The sequence below is a fragment of the Chitinophaga sp. H8 genome (genome assembly GCF_040567655.1).
Lineage (GTDB): Bacteria > Bacteroidota > Bacteroidia > Chitinophagales > Chitinophagaceae > Chitinophaga > Chitinophaga defluvii.
The window spans coordinates 2,777,926-2,792,477 of sequence record NZ_JBEXAC010000001.1 but is presented as its reverse complement, the minus strand read 5'-3'; the positions used below and the strand labels follow the sequence as shown (position 1 = coordinate 2,792,477).

14 protein-coding genes are annotated in these 14,552 nt (G+C 45.0%); 6 read left to right on the top strand and 8 right to left on the bottom strand.

Annotated features, from left to right (window positions below; genetic code table 11):
• The first annotated feature begins 15 nt into the window (after window positions 1-15).
• Window positions 16-3,261, top strand: coding sequence for a PVC-type heme-binding CxxCH protein (locus ABR189_RS10475; protein ID WP_354660432.1), 3,246 nt, complete (start codon window positions 16-18; stop codon window positions 3,259-3,261).
• A gap of 8 nt (window positions 3,262-3,269) precedes the next feature.
• Here ABR189_RS10475 and ABR189_RS10470 read toward each other — a convergent pair whose 3' ends face one another.
• Together ABR189_RS10470 and ABR189_RS10465 are read right to left on the bottom strand one after the other, a co-directional pair.
• Window positions 3,270-3,509, bottom strand: a complete 240-nt coding sequence (locus tag ABR189_RS10470; RefSeq protein ID WP_354660431.1) for a hypothetical protein — start codon at window positions 3,507-3,509, stop codon at window positions 3,270-3,272.
• A gap of 219 nt (window positions 3,510-3,728) precedes the next feature.
• Window positions 3,729-4,646, bottom strand: a complete 918-nt coding sequence (locus tag ABR189_RS10465; protein ID WP_354660430.1) for a hypothetical protein — start codon at window positions 4,644-4,646, stop codon at window positions 3,729-3,731.
• Window positions 4,647-4,964: 318 nt separating this feature from the next.
• Between ABR189_RS10465 and ABR189_RS10460 the strand changes: the two genes are divergently transcribed.
• Entirely contained in the window at window positions 4,965-5,414 is a 450-nt protein-coding gene (locus tag ABR189_RS10460) for an SRPBCC family protein (protein WP_354660429.1), read from the top strand.
• A gap of 8 nt (window positions 5,415-5,422) precedes the next feature.
• Here ABR189_RS10460 and ABR189_RS10455 read toward each other — a convergent pair whose 3' ends face one another.
• Window positions 5,423-7,846, bottom strand: coding sequence for a TonB-dependent siderophore receptor (locus ABR189_RS10455; RefSeq protein ID WP_354660428.1), 2,424 nt, complete (start codon window positions 7,844-7,846; stop codon window positions 5,423-5,425).
• A 199-nt stretch (window positions 7,847-8,045) separates the two neighbouring features.
• Here ABR189_RS10455 and ABR189_RS10450 point away from each other — a divergent pair, with 199 nt between their 5' ends.
• The 4 genes from ABR189_RS10450 to ABR189_RS10435 are packed head-to-tail and all read left to right on the top strand — an operon-like array spanning window position 8,046 to window position 9,820.
• A complete protein-coding gene (locus ABR189_RS10450; RefSeq protein WP_354660427.1) occupies window positions 8,046-8,369 on the top strand; it encodes an ArsR/SmtB family transcription factor in 324 nt (107 codons plus the stop codon).
• A 6-nt stretch (window positions 8,370-8,375) separates the two neighbouring features.
• Window positions 8,376-8,840 (top strand): SRPBCC family protein, encoded by a 465-nt coding sequence (locus ABR189_RS10445; protein WP_354660426.1) that lies wholly within the window; start codon window positions 8,376-8,378, stop codon window positions 8,838-8,840.
• A gap of 6 nt (window positions 8,841-8,846) precedes the next feature.
• A complete protein-coding gene (locus tag ABR189_RS10440) occupies window positions 8,847-9,227 on the top strand; it encodes a DoxX family protein (RefSeq protein WP_354660425.1) in 381 nt (126 codons plus the stop codon).
• A 14-nt stretch (window positions 9,228-9,241) separates the two neighbouring features.
• Window positions 9,242-9,820: a YdeI/OmpD-associated family protein gene (locus ABR189_RS10435; protein WP_354660424.1), complete on the top strand. Its 579-nt coding sequence runs from the start codon at window positions 9,242-9,244 to the stop codon at window positions 9,818-9,820.
• 34 nt (window positions 9,821-9,854) lie between these two features.
• Here the strand turns inward: ABR189_RS10435 and ABR189_RS10430 are convergent, their stop codons facing one another.
• The 5 genes from ABR189_RS10430 to ABR189_RS10410 all read right to left on the bottom strand — a co-directional run bounded on the left by ABR189_RS10430 (window position 9,855) and on the right by ABR189_RS10410 (window position 14,528).
• Window positions 9,855-10,427, bottom strand: a complete 573-nt coding sequence (locus ABR189_RS10430) for a hypothetical protein (RefSeq protein WP_354660423.1) — start codon at window positions 10,425-10,427, stop codon at window positions 9,855-9,857.
• Window positions 10,428-10,496: 69 nt separating this feature from the next.
• A complete protein-coding gene (locus ABR189_RS10425; RefSeq protein WP_354660422.1) occupies window positions 10,497-11,522 on the bottom strand; it encodes an ABC transporter permease in 1,026 nt (341 codons plus the stop codon).
• Window positions 11,464-12,483 (bottom strand): ABC transporter ATP-binding protein, encoded by a 1,020-nt coding sequence (locus ABR189_RS10420; RefSeq protein ID WP_354660421.1) that lies wholly within the window; start codon window positions 12,481-12,483, stop codon window positions 11,464-11,466. Before ABR189_RS10420 ends, ABR189_RS10425 begins: the two co-directional genes overlap by 59 nt.
• Before the next feature lie 7 nt (window positions 12,484-12,490).
• Window positions 12,491-13,201, bottom strand: coding sequence for a COG1470 family protein (locus ABR189_RS10415; RefSeq protein WP_354660420.1), 711 nt, complete (start codon window positions 13,199-13,201; stop codon window positions 12,491-12,493).
• Window positions 13,202-13,562: 361 nt separating this feature from the next.
• Window positions 13,563-14,528 (bottom strand): NAD(P)-dependent alcohol dehydrogenase, encoded by a 966-nt coding sequence (locus tag ABR189_RS10410; protein ID WP_354660419.1) that lies wholly within the window; start codon window positions 14,526-14,528, stop codon window positions 13,563-13,565.
• Between the last annotated feature and the right edge of the window lie 24 nt (window positions 14,529-14,552).

Here is a 14,552-nt window from a genome sequence, read left to right as displayed (position 1 = left end):
AGACCATTACCCGAAATGATCAAATCTTCATTGACTCAACGGTTCATTTTGCTGGCAGCGGTACTTTTCTTTTCCTGTGGGAAGCAAAGTGTCGTATACCAGCTGGACCCACAGGAGAACAGCAGCATTGTTTTTATCGGCAACACTTTTGCCGAGCGCATGCAGGAAAACAATTATTTTGAAACGCTTTTATACAAAAGCTTTCCGGACCGGCACCTTCGTGTCAGAAACCTGGCATGGAGTGCCGATGAGGTGGATCTGCGGCCCCGTCCGCTGAACTTCGGAACGCTTGATGAGCACCTGAAGCAGCAGGAAGCAGATATTATTTTTGCCTGCTTCGGATTGAATGAAGCCTTCAAAGGTCCCGACAGCCTGGAAAGTTTCAAACAGCACCTCAGCGGCCTGTTGTCTCATCTGCAGCAGCAATCCTTCAATGGGAAGGGGAAATCCCGCATCATTCTCGTATCACCTATTGCGCATGAAGCACTGGGCGGATTGCTGCCGGACCCTGCTAAACATAACAGCAACCTTATCCTGTATGTGAAAGGTATGAAAGCGGTAGCCAGTCAGCTGGACATTCCTTTCATTGATCTTTATGAGCCTACCGCAAAGCTGGAAAAAGGCAATGATTCTCTTACCATCAACGGCATTCATCTGAATGATAGGGGATACCGGGAGGTAAGTGAGATCATGGCACGTGCGCTGGCCCTGCCAGCAGCTTCGTGGACGGAGGACGAACATTCGCGTCTGCTACGTGAAGTGGTGGCAAAAAAGAACCAGCATTTCTTTTATCGTTTCAAAGCACAAAATGGAGAATATATTTACGGCAGGCGCCGGGAATGGGCCGGCGGACAAACCCTGCCCGAAGAGGCGATGAAGATCGACCAGATTGTGGCAAGGCTCGACAGTGTGATATGGGCTGGCAGTGCTGCGAATACCACTCCTGATATTCAGAAAGCTAAGCAGATCACTACATTCAGCCGGGAGCAGATGACACCTGCAAAAAGTGGTGACGCGGAAGCTGCCAAATCACAATTTATTCTGCAAAAGGGTTATGAAATTGAATTGTTCGCTTCGGAAGCAGACTTTCCTATCGTGAATCCGGTGAGTATTACCTTCGATGCCAAAGGGCGGATGTGGGTAGCCTGTATGCCGGCTTATCCGCATTATTTCCCGGGTAGTCCTCCTGATGACCGCCTCGTTATATTGGAAGATACCAACGGAGATGGAAAGGCAGATCATCATGCTGTATTTGCAGACAGCCTTTATCTTCCCACCGGTTTTGAACTGGGACATGGAGGCGTATTCGTAACGCAGGCGCCAAACTTCGTTTTCCTGAAAGATACCAATGGAGATGGACGCGCCGATTTCCGGCAAACGTTGCTCAGCGGCTTTGGTACAGAAGATTCCCATCATGTGCTCAACGCCTACACCTGGGGGCCTGACGGTGCTTTATATATGCACTCAGGCACTTTTCTGCATTCGCAGATAGAAACACCATATGGCCCTCAGAGAGGCGCCTATGGCGTAACCTGGCGTTATGAACCCCGTACCATGAAGCTGGAACCTTATATTTCTTATCCTTATGCTAACCCCTGGGGCAATGTATTTACCCGCAATGGCACGCACATTATCGCAGATGTGTCTACCGGTATGAATTACTTTGCACCACCTCTCACCGTGGCCATCGACTATCCCAAAAAACACATGGGTATGAAGGATTTTCTGACTACCAAAGTGAAACCCAAAACCTGTGGTGTGGAAATTATTTCCTCCAGGGCCTTTCCGGAAAGTGCGCAGGGCAATGTGCTGTTCAATACTTTCATCGGTTTCCAGGGTGTTCGTCAGCATGTGCCCCGTGAAGAAGGAAGTGGTATTGTAGCCGATGAAACTACACCGCTACTGCAGTCCAAAGATCCTAATTTCCGGCCGGTAGATATCAAGTTCGGTCCTGATGGTGCCTTATACGTGGTGGACTGGTATGATCCGATCATCCAGCACGGTGAACAGGGTTTTCGTGATCCTCTGCGTGACCATACCCGTGGCCGTATCTGGAGAATTACCTATAAGGGAAAAGCGCCTCTCAAAACTGTGGACCTTACGCAACTGGGTACCCTGCAGCTCCTGGATCAGCTGAAAGTATATGAAGACAGGGAACGTTACCGTGCCCGCGTAAGACTGGGTGAGCTGCCAGCAAATGAAGTGCTCCCTGCACTCCAACAATGGCTCAGCGCACTGGATAAAAAAGATTCTGCCTACGATTATCACCGGCTGGAAGGGCTCTGGCTGCACCAGCAGTTCCATCAGCCGGATGAGGCGCTGCTGGCCAGCCTCCTTGGTTCCAGTGACCCGCATATCAGGGCCGCTGCCACCCGTGTGCTCTACTACTGGGCAGATCATATAAAAGGTGCACAGGAAAAACTGGCCGCACTTGCAGTAGATGCAGCTCCTAGGGTTAGGGTGGAAGCCATTGCTGCCCTGAGCCACTTTAAAAATGAAGCCACGGTAAAAGCCCTGTTGGCCGCCACCAAGTCTCCGGTAGACGATTACATCGGTTATGCACTGATAGAGTCCTTTAAGCACCTGAAACCGGTATGGATGGAAATGTTCAGGAAAGATAAGGACTTCCTTGCCGGCGAACCGGAGCAGGCAAACTTCTTATTCAGGCCACTCCTTTCTGTAAAAGAATTGCAGGTGCCAGGATTCATCACGGATGACCCGGATTATGCAAAATATGGTGTAGCACCACTTTCAGCTAAAGAAATCAAGGCATTGACCGGGGTGCCTGTCTTTGATAAGTTTAGAGAAAATAATCCGGATTTGTTCAGTGAAACAACCGCACCGCCAACAAAAACGCCGGAGGCGCCTGTGCAGCAAATGGGAGAAATAGTAGTGCACCTCGCCAGCCTGCCAGGTAAAATGCTTTATGATAAAGACATACTTACGGTTACTGCCGGAAAAACAGTGTCCCTGATCTTTGATAACCGGGATCAAATGGCACATAACGTGGTTATAGTGAAGCCCGGCTCATTGGAAAAGGTAGGCCAGGCCGCTGATAAGATGGCGGTGGAAGATGATGGGTACGAACGGAATTTTGTACCGGATATGCAGGAAGTGCTGTTCCACACACCGTTGGTGAGCGCAGGTACATCTTACCAGCTGAATTTCACTGCACCTGGCAGCGCAGGGAATTACCCTTTTATCTGTACGTTTCCCGGACACTGGAGGATGATGAAGGGGATGATCAAGGTAGTGAAATGATATTTATGCTAAAGGGGCACCTCGTTTTTTTGAGGTGCTCTTTTTCGCTGCCTGTTTAATTGCTTTTTTAGCAGGTGTCCCTTCCACATCCAGAGACCACTTAATACAACTATTGGCAAAAACACCCAACGTACTGCCATGGCAGCAGGAGGATTAGCCGCCACGGGGCCATAGATGTAGCCCAGGATCGGAATGCTGAGTATGATATGTAACCAGCGGATTAGCTTACGTTCTGTGGCTGCTTTCATAAAAATGTTTATTGCACAAAAGTAGCTGGTGGGATTGGAGATAGCTATGTGAAATAGACATGGCAGTTAAATGTGCCGACAAAACAGGTAATGTGCATGTGTGGCCGTTGCCCATGCCGGTACCCATTATAAATCGCCTCTTCCATATGCATAAAAAAAACGTGGTAGTACTTAAACAACTACCACGTTTTTTTATTTACTGAAAGCAGTTATGCCTGGTTATTCCAGGATACCTTTGCCGAAATTTAAATGACGATTACCTATAAAGAGGTCCATTGACTGGTAGATTTTAACCTGTTTAATACGTGTATCCATTGTCTGGAAATAGGTGGTAAAATCCCTGATCAGGTAAATGTGTGGATACGGATCCTTGGGGCTGAATGGTTGCGTACCAACACGTCCTTCCTGCGAAAAATCAGTAAAAATAGGGAAGGCTGCGCTGGAGGCGCTGATCGGAAATTCAGCTATTTCCCTGTTATCGTATGTTAAAGCTAACGTAATAGAGTCGTTATTGTCAAACTTTAAGTGGTAAGTACCTGACCGGTCAATTATCCCACGAGCGATATCGGCCTCACTTTTAAAGGTAGAAAATTGCTGTGTTGCATTGTTACGCAGTATTAGAAATTCACCATCCTGAAAATTCCCGAATTTTTGTGAATCATCCCGGATTTTCTTTCTGATAGATTGATCAGCGTCTGTATTGGCACCTTCAATGTATGGAATGAGACTATTTTCTGCTTTCAGGACAAGATAAGGATCTACTACATGGATTTGCAGTACAGCTGACTGGCCGGTTACTTCATCCCTGACAGTAAGTTGTGTATTTCCTTTCTTCAGACCGCTGATCCGCAGGTTACCTGCCGGCGGGTTAGCGGTTTGAATGGTTGTTTGTAATAATTTGTCGTCCTTGGCACTTACGGTATATTTTTGGTTTCCTTGTTGCACATCTATGGACAGTTCTCCGCCCACAGGTACATAATAGGTATCCAGTGGGAATTTCAGATCACTGATCTCAACAGCTTTATCTTTTTTGCAGGAAAGGAAGATAAGTGGGAAAAACAGGCATGCCACGATAAGTCTCGCATAGGGTGGACAAAAGCCGGATCTTAACAGGTTGGAAAATGGAATTACTTTCATTTTTATCTCTTATTTAATGATTGTTTTAATACCCTTCTGAAAAGCATGACATATACTGCTATCCAATCTGAGGGGGCAAATATAAAGATATCTAGCGGATTATTATGTCTTTATGTGATAAGGTCAACGCTGTAAGTTGGTCGCAAATACCCCGTTAGAATGTCTCATTTGGCCTCTTTCAAAATCAGATTTTCCTGTCATCTTTGTAATGCTGAAGTTAACCGGCAGAATAATTAAACAAAATAAGTGGAGCAGCTACCATATCAAAAACGGGCGGAACCGAAAAGCCAGACGAGTAGGGAATGAAAAAATGATTTTATGTCAGACAATAACGTTTCATTACACAGAGTAATTAAAGCATCTCCGGAAAAGGTATACCGTGCATTTACCGAAGCCCTGGCAATCGCTTCCTGGCTGCCCCCGTATGGCTTTCTTTGTACCGTTCATGAAATGAATGTAAAGACAGGTGGTTCCTTTAAAATGTCATTTCAGAATTTTTCCACTGGCAACAGCCATTCATTCGGAGGGAAATACCTGGAGCTTAAACCCAATGAATTTTTGAAATATACGGATACATTCGATGATCCTAATCTTCCCGGAGAGATGATCACTACGGTGTGGCTTCGGAAAACAATGGTAGGCACAGACATCAAAATTACACAGGAAGGCATCCCAGCGGTAATCCCAGCGGAAATGTGTTATTTAGGCTGGCAGGAATCACTGGAAAAGCTGGCTAAGCTGGTAGAGCCTGAGATTCCGGATGCCTGATCCGGTGTTTACCGGAATTTATAGGCAACACTTCCCACAAAGTTGCGGGGCTTTTGTGGATTTACAGACCAGTAGCCGGTGTAATACACTTCGTTGGTGATATTATTAACGTTGAAAGATACCCGGAAATGTTTTGCGTTGTAGAATACTCCGGCATTCATCAGTGCATAGTCTGGCAAATAGAAGATGCCTGTTTTGCTGTTGTCAATGACTTTATATCTGCTGGCATAGTTGCCACCTGCACCAACACCGAAGTGTTTTAATGGTCCATTGGTAAATTTATAGGTAGCCCAGAGGTTGGCAAGGTTTTGTGGTCCTTGCCCGCCTGGCGCCCTGCCTGGTTCACTATAGAAATCGTTTTGATTTCCCTCTAATACCCTTGTATGATTGTAGCTGTAACCAGCAATGATATGTAATGCCGGGGTAGGTTGGGCATTCAGGTCTACCTCAAATCCAGTGCTACCGAATTTTCCCCCCTGGGTGGAGTTCATCGGGTTTTTACTGTCGGGCACCACCTTGTTACCAACTTTGATATCATAAACGGAGAGGGTAGCGTATAATTTATCCGTAAAGATGTCTGTTTTGATACCAAATTCCACCTGGTTGGCATGCTCAGGTTTGAATGATTGCGTACGCTGATAATTACCATCCATATCATAGACAGCAGATGGAGATACGTTCAGGAATGCATTCATATAGCTACCGAAAACGGATACTTTATCCGGCAGGATCTGGTAAACCAATCCAAACTTGGGAGACAATGCAAATTGGCTGTAGCCATCATCATCCGCCGCATTTTTATCTCCTTTTGAATCGAAGTAGTCAGCTCTGAGGCTTACCATCGCGATGAGCGCGGGAGTGATATTCAGCACGTCCGATACATAAGCGCTGTAGAAGCCGTTGGTAACATTGGAATTATTACCTGAAGTACCGGCGAGAAGGGCATACACTGCGTCCTTTGTCAGCGGAACGATGGGGTGTACTTCTCCCGTAGACGGGTCCGTATAGTTGGTCACCTCACCCTGAGGGCTTACGTTTCTGCCGGTTGCCCAGTCCGAGCCATTATCCACTACATTACGATGAAAGTAATCCAGTCCGATCAGCAAACGGTTACGCAGTGTCCCGATTTTGAAATCACCATTGAAGTTTTGTTGTATATCGAATGTTTTGGTCGTTTGATTTTCGATGTGGAAATCCTGACCGAACCATTTATCCCCCGGGTCCTGGTCCCACATATAGGTATAAATGCCGTCGGATTTTACCCTGCCACCGGAAAAAACTGTCTGGGAAGTCCATTTACCGGAGAGCTTGTATAACATTTGCGCCTGGAAGTTTATCCGGGGATTTTTAATAGTAAGTTCATTGCTGGTGAATGATTCCTTTACATTCAGATTAAGCTCCCGGATATTTTTGAAGTCAAGCGCGGTATCACGATTGGAATGAAAGAATACCGGCGGTACTGCTCTTTTCTCCTGGAGTATTTCGGCCATCACCTGGAAGGAAAGGCGGTCATTCACTTCGTAGGAGAAGGAGGGCGCAATGAAAAAACTTTTCCGGAAGCCTGCATTTTGAAAGGACTGCTCGGAAGTGTAAGCTGCATTTACCCTCATGGCGATTTTTTGTTTTTTGCTGAGGAGGGTATTTACGTCCGCAGTAATACGGTGAAGGCCGAAGCTGCCGATGCTATATCCCACTTCGCTACCGAAACCATAGTAAGGTTTTTTTGTGATCGTATTGATGATACCGCCATAGCTGTAGAAGCTGGCACCAAAGAGAGTGCCGGAGGGACCTTTCATTACCTGCACTTCTTCTACATCCGCAGGGTCCAGGTTGCCACTGGTAAGACCGGGTAGGCCATTGATAAGGGAGGGTTGTGCATCAAAGCCCCGGAGTGCGAAGTAGGATGCCCCATCACCTGATCTTCCGGTGGACTGCCAGGTTTGAAAGATGCCAGGAACATTACGCATAATATCATCGTAAGAGGTAATACCTTGCTGCTTCATGATCTCGGTGGAAACCGTATTATAGACCTGAGGATTTTCGAGATTTTTAAGTGGCATTTTGGCTACTATCCTGCTTTCCGTGTTCATATTGCGGGAAGAAACGGTTACCTCATTCAATTGCGCAGCACTTTCATTGAGGACAAAATTCAGTTGCTGTGTTTGCCCGGAAGCTATAGTTATTGCTTTTAGCTGTGTAGCGGCGCCCACGGACGTAATGCGCAAGGTCCAGTTGCCAGGTTTTATATTTTTGATGGCATATACTCCGTTTTCGTCACTGATACTCCCCAACCTGGTGCGTTCAACACTAATAGTAACATTAATAGCCGGGTGGCCATCGCTGGTGGTAACTGTACCATAGATAGTACCGCTTTGTGCATATACTGCTGCCGTACAGAGGGAGGCAAGCAGGAATAATAGCATTCTCGTCATTAGATTGGTTGATTATAATTATCTCAAAGTTCCGGCGACGAAAAGGGAAAAGTTTACGCAATCGGGAAAATTTGAGAAGGGGAAAGGCTGCCTGTTCCAGAGAAAAACAATGTATCGTGTTTCTTTTTTCACTGCGCTGTAAAAATAAATTTGTGCAGTTAAATGGCTGCGCGTATATTTGCAGTCAAATAGCTGCATAATGGAATTAAGAAGAGATGTATTTCAAGCGATAGCTGATCCAACCAGAAGGATGATCATTACTTTGGTAGCCCTTCAGGCGATGACGCCCACGGCGATAGCGGGGAATTTTGACTCGTCGAGGCAAACCATTTCCAAGCATATACAGATTCTTACGGAATGTGAAATACTTAAACAGGAACAAAACGGACGGGAAATATATTATCACATTAATGCCATAAAGATGAAAGAGATAGCCGATTTTATTGAACCATTCCGTCAATTATGGGATGACAGGTTCAATAAATTAGAAACCATCATGAAAAAATATAAATCAAATAAATAGCACATTATGGAACAAAAAACCAAAATCAATGCCGAAGACGGCAAACAGGAATTAGTGATAACACGGGAATTTGACCTGCCACTGGATTTGCTTTTCAAGGCATATGTAGTACCCGAAATAGTGGAGCAGTGGATGGGAACGAAAGTGCTGCAACTCAGGAATGAAAGGCATGGTGGTTATCAGTTTGAGACAACTGATCCTAAAGGAAACAAGCATGGGTTTAATGGGGTTATACACGAATTTATCCTTAATCAGAGAATCACGCGGACCTTTGAAATGGAAAATACCCCTTTTGGTGTTCAGCTGGAATTTTTAGAGTTTGAGCCACTTACAGAAGATACGAGTAAACTTACCATGCATGTAGTATACAAATCTGTAGCGATCAGAGACCAGATATTGCAGATGCCTTTTGCGCAAGGCATCAATATGGCACATAACAGACTGGAAAGTACCGTAAGCAAATTAAAATAACTTGTTATGACAAAGAGAAATAAAATTATCTATTGGATTGCTACGCTCTGGCTCGCATTGGGTATGTTTTCAACCGGATTGGTACAGTTGCTTAAAGTGGAAAAAGATGCCAACACTATTAGACAACTGGGCTATCCCTTATATTTTTTAACGATAATAGGTATCTGGAAAATACTGGGAGTGGTGGCAGTGCTTATTCCAAAATACCCTTTATTGAAAGAATGGACTTATGGTGGATTCTTTTTTGCGATGTCCGGAGCTATATTTTCACATATTGCATCGGGTAATTCCATGAGCGAAATTGCCCCACCGCTACTATTGCTGGTCTTAACCATAACATCCTGGTATTTCAGACCTGCTGACAGAAAAGTTGTTTTAGCTCATTAATAAATGCGGACCATATGAATCCCAAAGTTGATTTTTACTTCGTTAAAGTTGAAAAGTGGCGGAGAGAACTAGCGCAATTAAGAAAGATCATACTTGACTGTATGCTGACAGAAGAATTGAAATGGGGCACTCCCTGCTACACATTTCAGGATAGCAATATCGTTTTAATACATGTATTTAAGGAGTATTGTGCGGTGCTATTCTTTAAAGGTGCTTTGCTGAATGACGCTCATGGAATGTTGGTCCAACAGTCAAAGCATACGCAGGCTACACGTCAGATGAGGTTCACGAATGTAAAGGAGATTGTTGAGGCGAAAGCCATTCTAAAAGCCTATGTTTATGAAGCTATTGAAGTAGAAAAAGCTGGTTTGAAGGTGAAATTTAAAGCGGCATCTGAATTTGCCGTTCCTGAAGAATTTCAGAATAGATTAGATAAGCTTCCTGCATTGAAAAAGGCGTTTCATGCACTAACGCCTGGACGACAAAGAGGATACCTGCTTTACTTTGCCGGAGCTAAACAATCCAAGACCCGGGAGTCAAGGGTTGAAAAGTACACAGAGAAAATACTTGACGGCAAGGGATTGGATGATTAAGCATCATCCCGGCGATGAAAAGCGCAGGTAGCTGTCAGGGACGTTTCTTGGACCTCGGAATTACTTTGGGCTGTCCATTTGCCTCGAATGGGTCAGGAAGATAAGTACCATTTAACTTCTTTTCCGTTTTTTCTGTTAGTGCTGCATCAAGTGTAATCTTACCTTTTTTAATTTCATAGAATCTTGCAGGAGTATAGTATATGGAATCTGGTGAGGAGTGGACTTTAACGAGATCGCTGCCTCCAAATTCGAGGTTGCCATCCTGATCCCAGTCTTTCACATCCGAGCTGACGGTATTCAATAGGGAATCTGCCAGGGAATGATCAATATTGAATACCATCAGCCTGTTTTTATTCGGGCTGCCGTCTACCTCCAGGAAAAGAAATACTGTACGCCCATCTTCTATCAAGCGGTTACGCCTGCTCTTGTAATTAATGATGTCTTTAGGGAAAATAAAGGCTTTATTACCATTGACGAAAATGGTTCCTTTATATACCGTGATCATTTGCTGCTGGCTGCTGGTAAAGTGTAATTCATTACCTGATTTTTGCGCCGCTGCAGGCAAACAAAAAGTAAATATCAGGCACAGGTGAAGTAAGTGACGCATCCTATCTTTTTATAAGGCTTCAATTTAGGCAAATCTCTGCAAATATGAATAGCTATTCTCATCGAATGATCAGGTTCTTATTTCCCTTCGCATAAAGAGATAATAGGAAAGGGCAAAGCATACTACTGTTGCCGCAATAAGGCCACTTACCTGAGGCCATACTACCAGCAGGCTTTCCCGCAGGGACAATGGTGATGGAATGGCACCTGCCATTTGCTCCATGGTAAGCGGGCCCAGGCTGCGGATGGAAGGCATCAGCAGGGTAGTGGTGGCATCTGTGTACAACTGGCTTGGTACAAAACGTAGAAAAGTCAGGATGATTTCGTTATAGGAAATTAACTGATCCTGCGTGAGTGTATTGGGATTGGGTAGGAATGCTTTTATAAGAATATTCAGCAGTATCTGATAGAAAACAGTGAAAAATAACCAGATAGCAATAGCGGTCAATGCAGATGTGGCAGTTTGCCGGAACTTTACTGATAAAAGGATGGAAAGGTTGAGCCAGAACGCTACATAAATAATGCTCAGCATCACAAAACAGAGGATACGTATCAGCTCGGACGGTGCTATCTCTACGCCTGTTATAATCAGTCCACCCCCAATCATCAACAAATTAAGGGATAAAAAAAGTGTACTGATAACAACCAGGGAGGCTACAAATTTGGCATTAATAATAGCATCGCGGTAAACAGGCTGCGCCATCAGCCGGATCAGTGTACCATTGGACTGCTCGGAATTAATTGCATCAAAACCAAGACTAATGCCGAGCAATGGCCCCAGAAAACCAATAAATACATGAAATGGAGGCAGGGAGCCGTCAGTGGTAGTCAGCAATTTCAGGTATAAAAACAACCGGTCAGGATCGTTTGTATTTGAAACCGCATTGCTGATATTTGATAGGGACACATACATGGATCCAAGGAAGGTAAACAGTATAAGCCCTGCCAGAATGATAAAGCGCCAGCTATGCACCTGATCGGCTACTTCTTTACGTACCATTACGAAAAACGGACCGGCAGCATTTTGATCTTCCTGTTTAATGCTTTTTGAATCTGCCGAAAAAAGACCGTTGAAAAAGACCACTTGACTTTTCATTGGATATGTTTTCCTTTAAATTAGTTTCAAAATATCGCTGGTATATCTCATCCAGACCATAGGTTTTCTGTTGCACCCCCATCACGTCAAAACCTTTTCCTACAAAGAACCTGACAATGTCGGGCGTAATATCCTCCCCGCCTGAAATTTCCACTGTATTGGCGGCAACCGTTACCTTTTTAACGGCAGGTAACCGCATAAGTTCGTTTTCCAGTGTTTCGCGTTGGCCCACATCTGATTTCAATGTTACCGCTACCACGTATGGCGCTGTTTGGAACAGATTGCCCGCCAGTGTTGCTATGTTGCCTTCTGCCAGTAAACGGCCGGCCACAAAGATGCCGACACGATTGCAGACTTGTTGTACCTGGTGCAGATGATGAGAAGATAATAGTATGGTGATCCCCTGACGCTGGCTCAGCTGGCGGATCAGTTCCAGGAAGTCCCTGACACCGGCCGGGTCAATACCCAGTGTAGGTTCATCCAGGATAATTACTTCAGGCTGTTTGATCAGGACATCTGCGAGCCCCAGGCGTTGTTTCATCCCGCGGGAAAATGTTCCGGCTTTTTGGTCCATCGCAGCTTCCAATCCTACTTCTATCAGCATGTCACGAGCAAGTTGTCTGATTTCCGTTTCCGGAATACCGTTCAACCGTCCTATGTATACAAGATTTTCCAGTGCAGTCAGTTCGTGGTAGAACCCTACATTGTCGGGCATATAGCCCACCTTGCGCTTGATGGGAATCGGATTTCGGGCGGGATTAAGTCCACAGATACGTGCTTCTCCGGCTGACGGCTCCGTCAGGCCAAGCAGCATTAATATAGTCGTTGATTTTCCTGCACCATTGGGACCAAGCAACCCAAATATTTCTCCTTTTCCAATAGACAGATGGAGATCGTCCACAGCCTTCAGTGAGCCGTAGTATTTACTCAGCCCGTTTATCTCAATAATTGGTTGTTCCATAGTTTTACTATCTTCTTCCATATTTACGGATCAGGTAATACACGGCTCCTAATGCCAGTAATATTACGAGTATGCCCAGCCATCCTGTAAGGACGGATGTTTTGACCGTCATACGGAAAACAGCGTTGGAGGTAGCATTGGTGTTTTTAACAGAGAAGGTAGTGACATAATCACCCGCAATGGTTTTATTCGGCACGTGCAGGGTGGCTGTAATCTCCGTTTCTTTACCCGGCTCCAGCCGCTCAACGGTGGAGGGAGCAAACGTAGCTTCCCACTGAGGAGGAGCTTGAGCCGAAAGATCCAGTTTGTCGAGAGGAATGGTGCCTGTATTTTTTATCAGCAGCTGAATTTCTTTCCGGCTTCCTTCCGTTACATCATCGCTGAGCCTGCCGCTGGGAGTTGTCAGCGAAACCCCGTAAGTACCTTTAACAACTGCCTCCAGGTTTAATCTGGAAGAGTCGGTTCCCGCCAGCGCCAGGACAGGAATAGCGTATTTACCCGGCCTTACTTCCAGGGCTGGAATAATTTCTACCGTGATATCCTGGGTTCTTCCGGAATCAATGTTGATCGAAGTTACCTGCGCTCCTTCCACTTTGAAGGAAAGATTCCAGCCGGCCGGCACCTCTGCGGAGAGTTGGAAAATACGGGGAGTGGTAGCTTTATTACGAAGCTGGGTATTATAAGTAAACGTACTATTGGCTGCTGCTTCTATGTTCATCAGCCTTGCTGTAAAGGGGGGCCCTGAACGGCTGCTTACCTGCGCGATGCCTTGCTTGCTGAATAAAATGAGTAGGAATAAAGAACAAAGAAGAGAATACGGATACCATGAAATCCGTTGCCGATAGTGGTCGTTACTTACTGACATTGCTAATTTAAGATTAATAAATAATAATTATATTCTTGATGAAATAATGCCTATTTACTTTTCCATACAGCGATGAAAATAGGAACCAGATGTCCTGAACGGTACCCAAATTAGTAAGAAATATTAAAAGCAAATGCAAAAAAAATGTGAAAATTCGGCAGCGCGAACATAAAGGTAGTTGGATAGATATACCTGTTTCGGCAGGCTGCCTCATTTATTTTCTCAGTGTGATGACGACATTTCCGGTTTTTTTACCGGCTTCTACATACTTATATGCGGCAACGATTTCTTCTAATGCATAATACCTGTCAATGACTGGTTTATACTTACCGGTAACAACCAGTTCTTTCAGGAAAACAACATCTTCCTTACTGATTGTTGGAATGGGGAACAACACTCTTTTACCACCTAATAAGGGCGTAATGAGTGCCAGGAATGGATTTTGGGACATATAGCCGAGTTCGGTCGACATGTAAATGCCATTTTTCTTCAGCAGGGGTTTGCATTTTCCAAATGAGCTTTTGCCAACCGCATCAAATACAACATCAAATGATTGGGGTAGCTGGGTAAAGTCCTGTTGTGTATAATCAATGACTTCATCAGCGCCCAGTGATTTTACGAGTGCTATATTGGGGGTATCACATACGGCAGTAACTTCGGCACCTAAATGTTTTACAAGCTGTACTGCGGCTGATCCAATAGCGCCGGTGGCACCATTGATTAAGACCTGCTGACCAGACTTTATTTTAGCAGCTCTTATATCACATAAAGCATAGTGTGCACCCTCGGTGACAGGCGCAGCTTCTTCATAAGTGATATTGTCAGGCATCGTTGTAATGGCACCCTGCGCTGCCATCACCATATATTCTGCATGTGCGCCAAACCTGGTGTCATTATAACCAAATACCTTATCGCCGGGAGCAAATAAGGTCACATCTTTACCAACCTTCTCAATTTCACCGGCAAATTCATTTCCCAATACTTTGTTTTTGGGCCTGAATAAGCCACTGAAAAAACGGACGATAAAATACTCTGCACTTCTGAAGCCACAGTCGGTCCGGTTCACGGTAGTAGCATGTACCTTTATAAGTACCTCATGGTCCTGGGGAACCGGAGGAGCGATCTCTTCCAACTGCGCAACTTCCGGTGAGCCATATTTTCTGTATACAATTGCTCTCATGAAATAGGGATCTTATGTTTGGTA

Coding starts and splice junctions, on each gene's coding strand:
- ABR189_RS10475 (WP_354660432.1), top strand. CDS start 16: ATGATCAAATCTTCATTGACTCAACGGTTCATTTTGCTGGCAGCGGTA.
- ABR189_RS10470 (WP_354660431.1), bottom strand. CDS start 3,509: ATGAAAGCAGCCACAGAACGTAAGCTAATCCGCTGGTTACATATCATA.
- ABR189_RS10465 (WP_354660430.1), bottom strand. CDS start 4,646: ATGAAAGTAATTCCATTTTCCAACCTGTTAAGATCCGGCTTTTGTCCA.
- ABR189_RS10460 (WP_354660429.1), top strand. CDS start 4,965: ATGTCAGACAATAACGTTTCATTACACAGAGTAATTAAAGCATCTCCG.
- ABR189_RS10455 (WP_354660428.1), bottom strand. CDS start 7,846: ATGACGAGAATGCTATTATTCCTGCTTGCCTCCCTCTGTACGGCAGCA.
- ABR189_RS10450 (WP_354660427.1), top strand. CDS start 8,046: ATGGAATTAAGAAGAGATGTATTTCAAGCGATAGCTGATCCAACCAGA.
- ABR189_RS10445 (WP_354660426.1), top strand. CDS start 8,376: ATGGAACAAAAAACCAAAATCAATGCCGAAGACGGCAAACAGGAATTA.
- ABR189_RS10440 (WP_354660425.1), top strand. CDS start 8,847: ATGACAAAGAGAAATAAAATTATCTATTGGATTGCTACGCTCTGGCTC.
- ABR189_RS10435 (WP_354660424.1), top strand. CDS start 9,242: ATGAATCCCAAAGTTGATTTTTACTTCGTTAAAGTTGAAAAGTGGCGG.
- ABR189_RS10430 (WP_354660423.1), bottom strand. CDS start 10,427: ATGCGTCACTTACTTCACCTGTGCCTGATATTTACTTTTTGTTTGCCT.
- ABR189_RS10425 (WP_354660422.1), bottom strand. CDS start 11,522: ATGAAAAGTCAAGTGGTCTTTTTCAACGGTCTTTTTTCGGCAGATTCA.
- ABR189_RS10420 (WP_354660421.1), bottom strand. CDS start 12,483: ATGGAACAACCAATTATTGAGATAAACGGGCTGAGTAAATACTACGGC.
- ABR189_RS10415 (WP_354660420.1), bottom strand. CDS start 13,201: ATGAACATAGAAGCAGCAGCCAATAGTACGTTTACTTATAATACCCAG.
- ABR189_RS10410 (WP_354660419.1), bottom strand. CDS start 14,528: ATGAGAGCAATTGTATACAGAAAATATGGCTCACCGGAAGTTGCGCAG.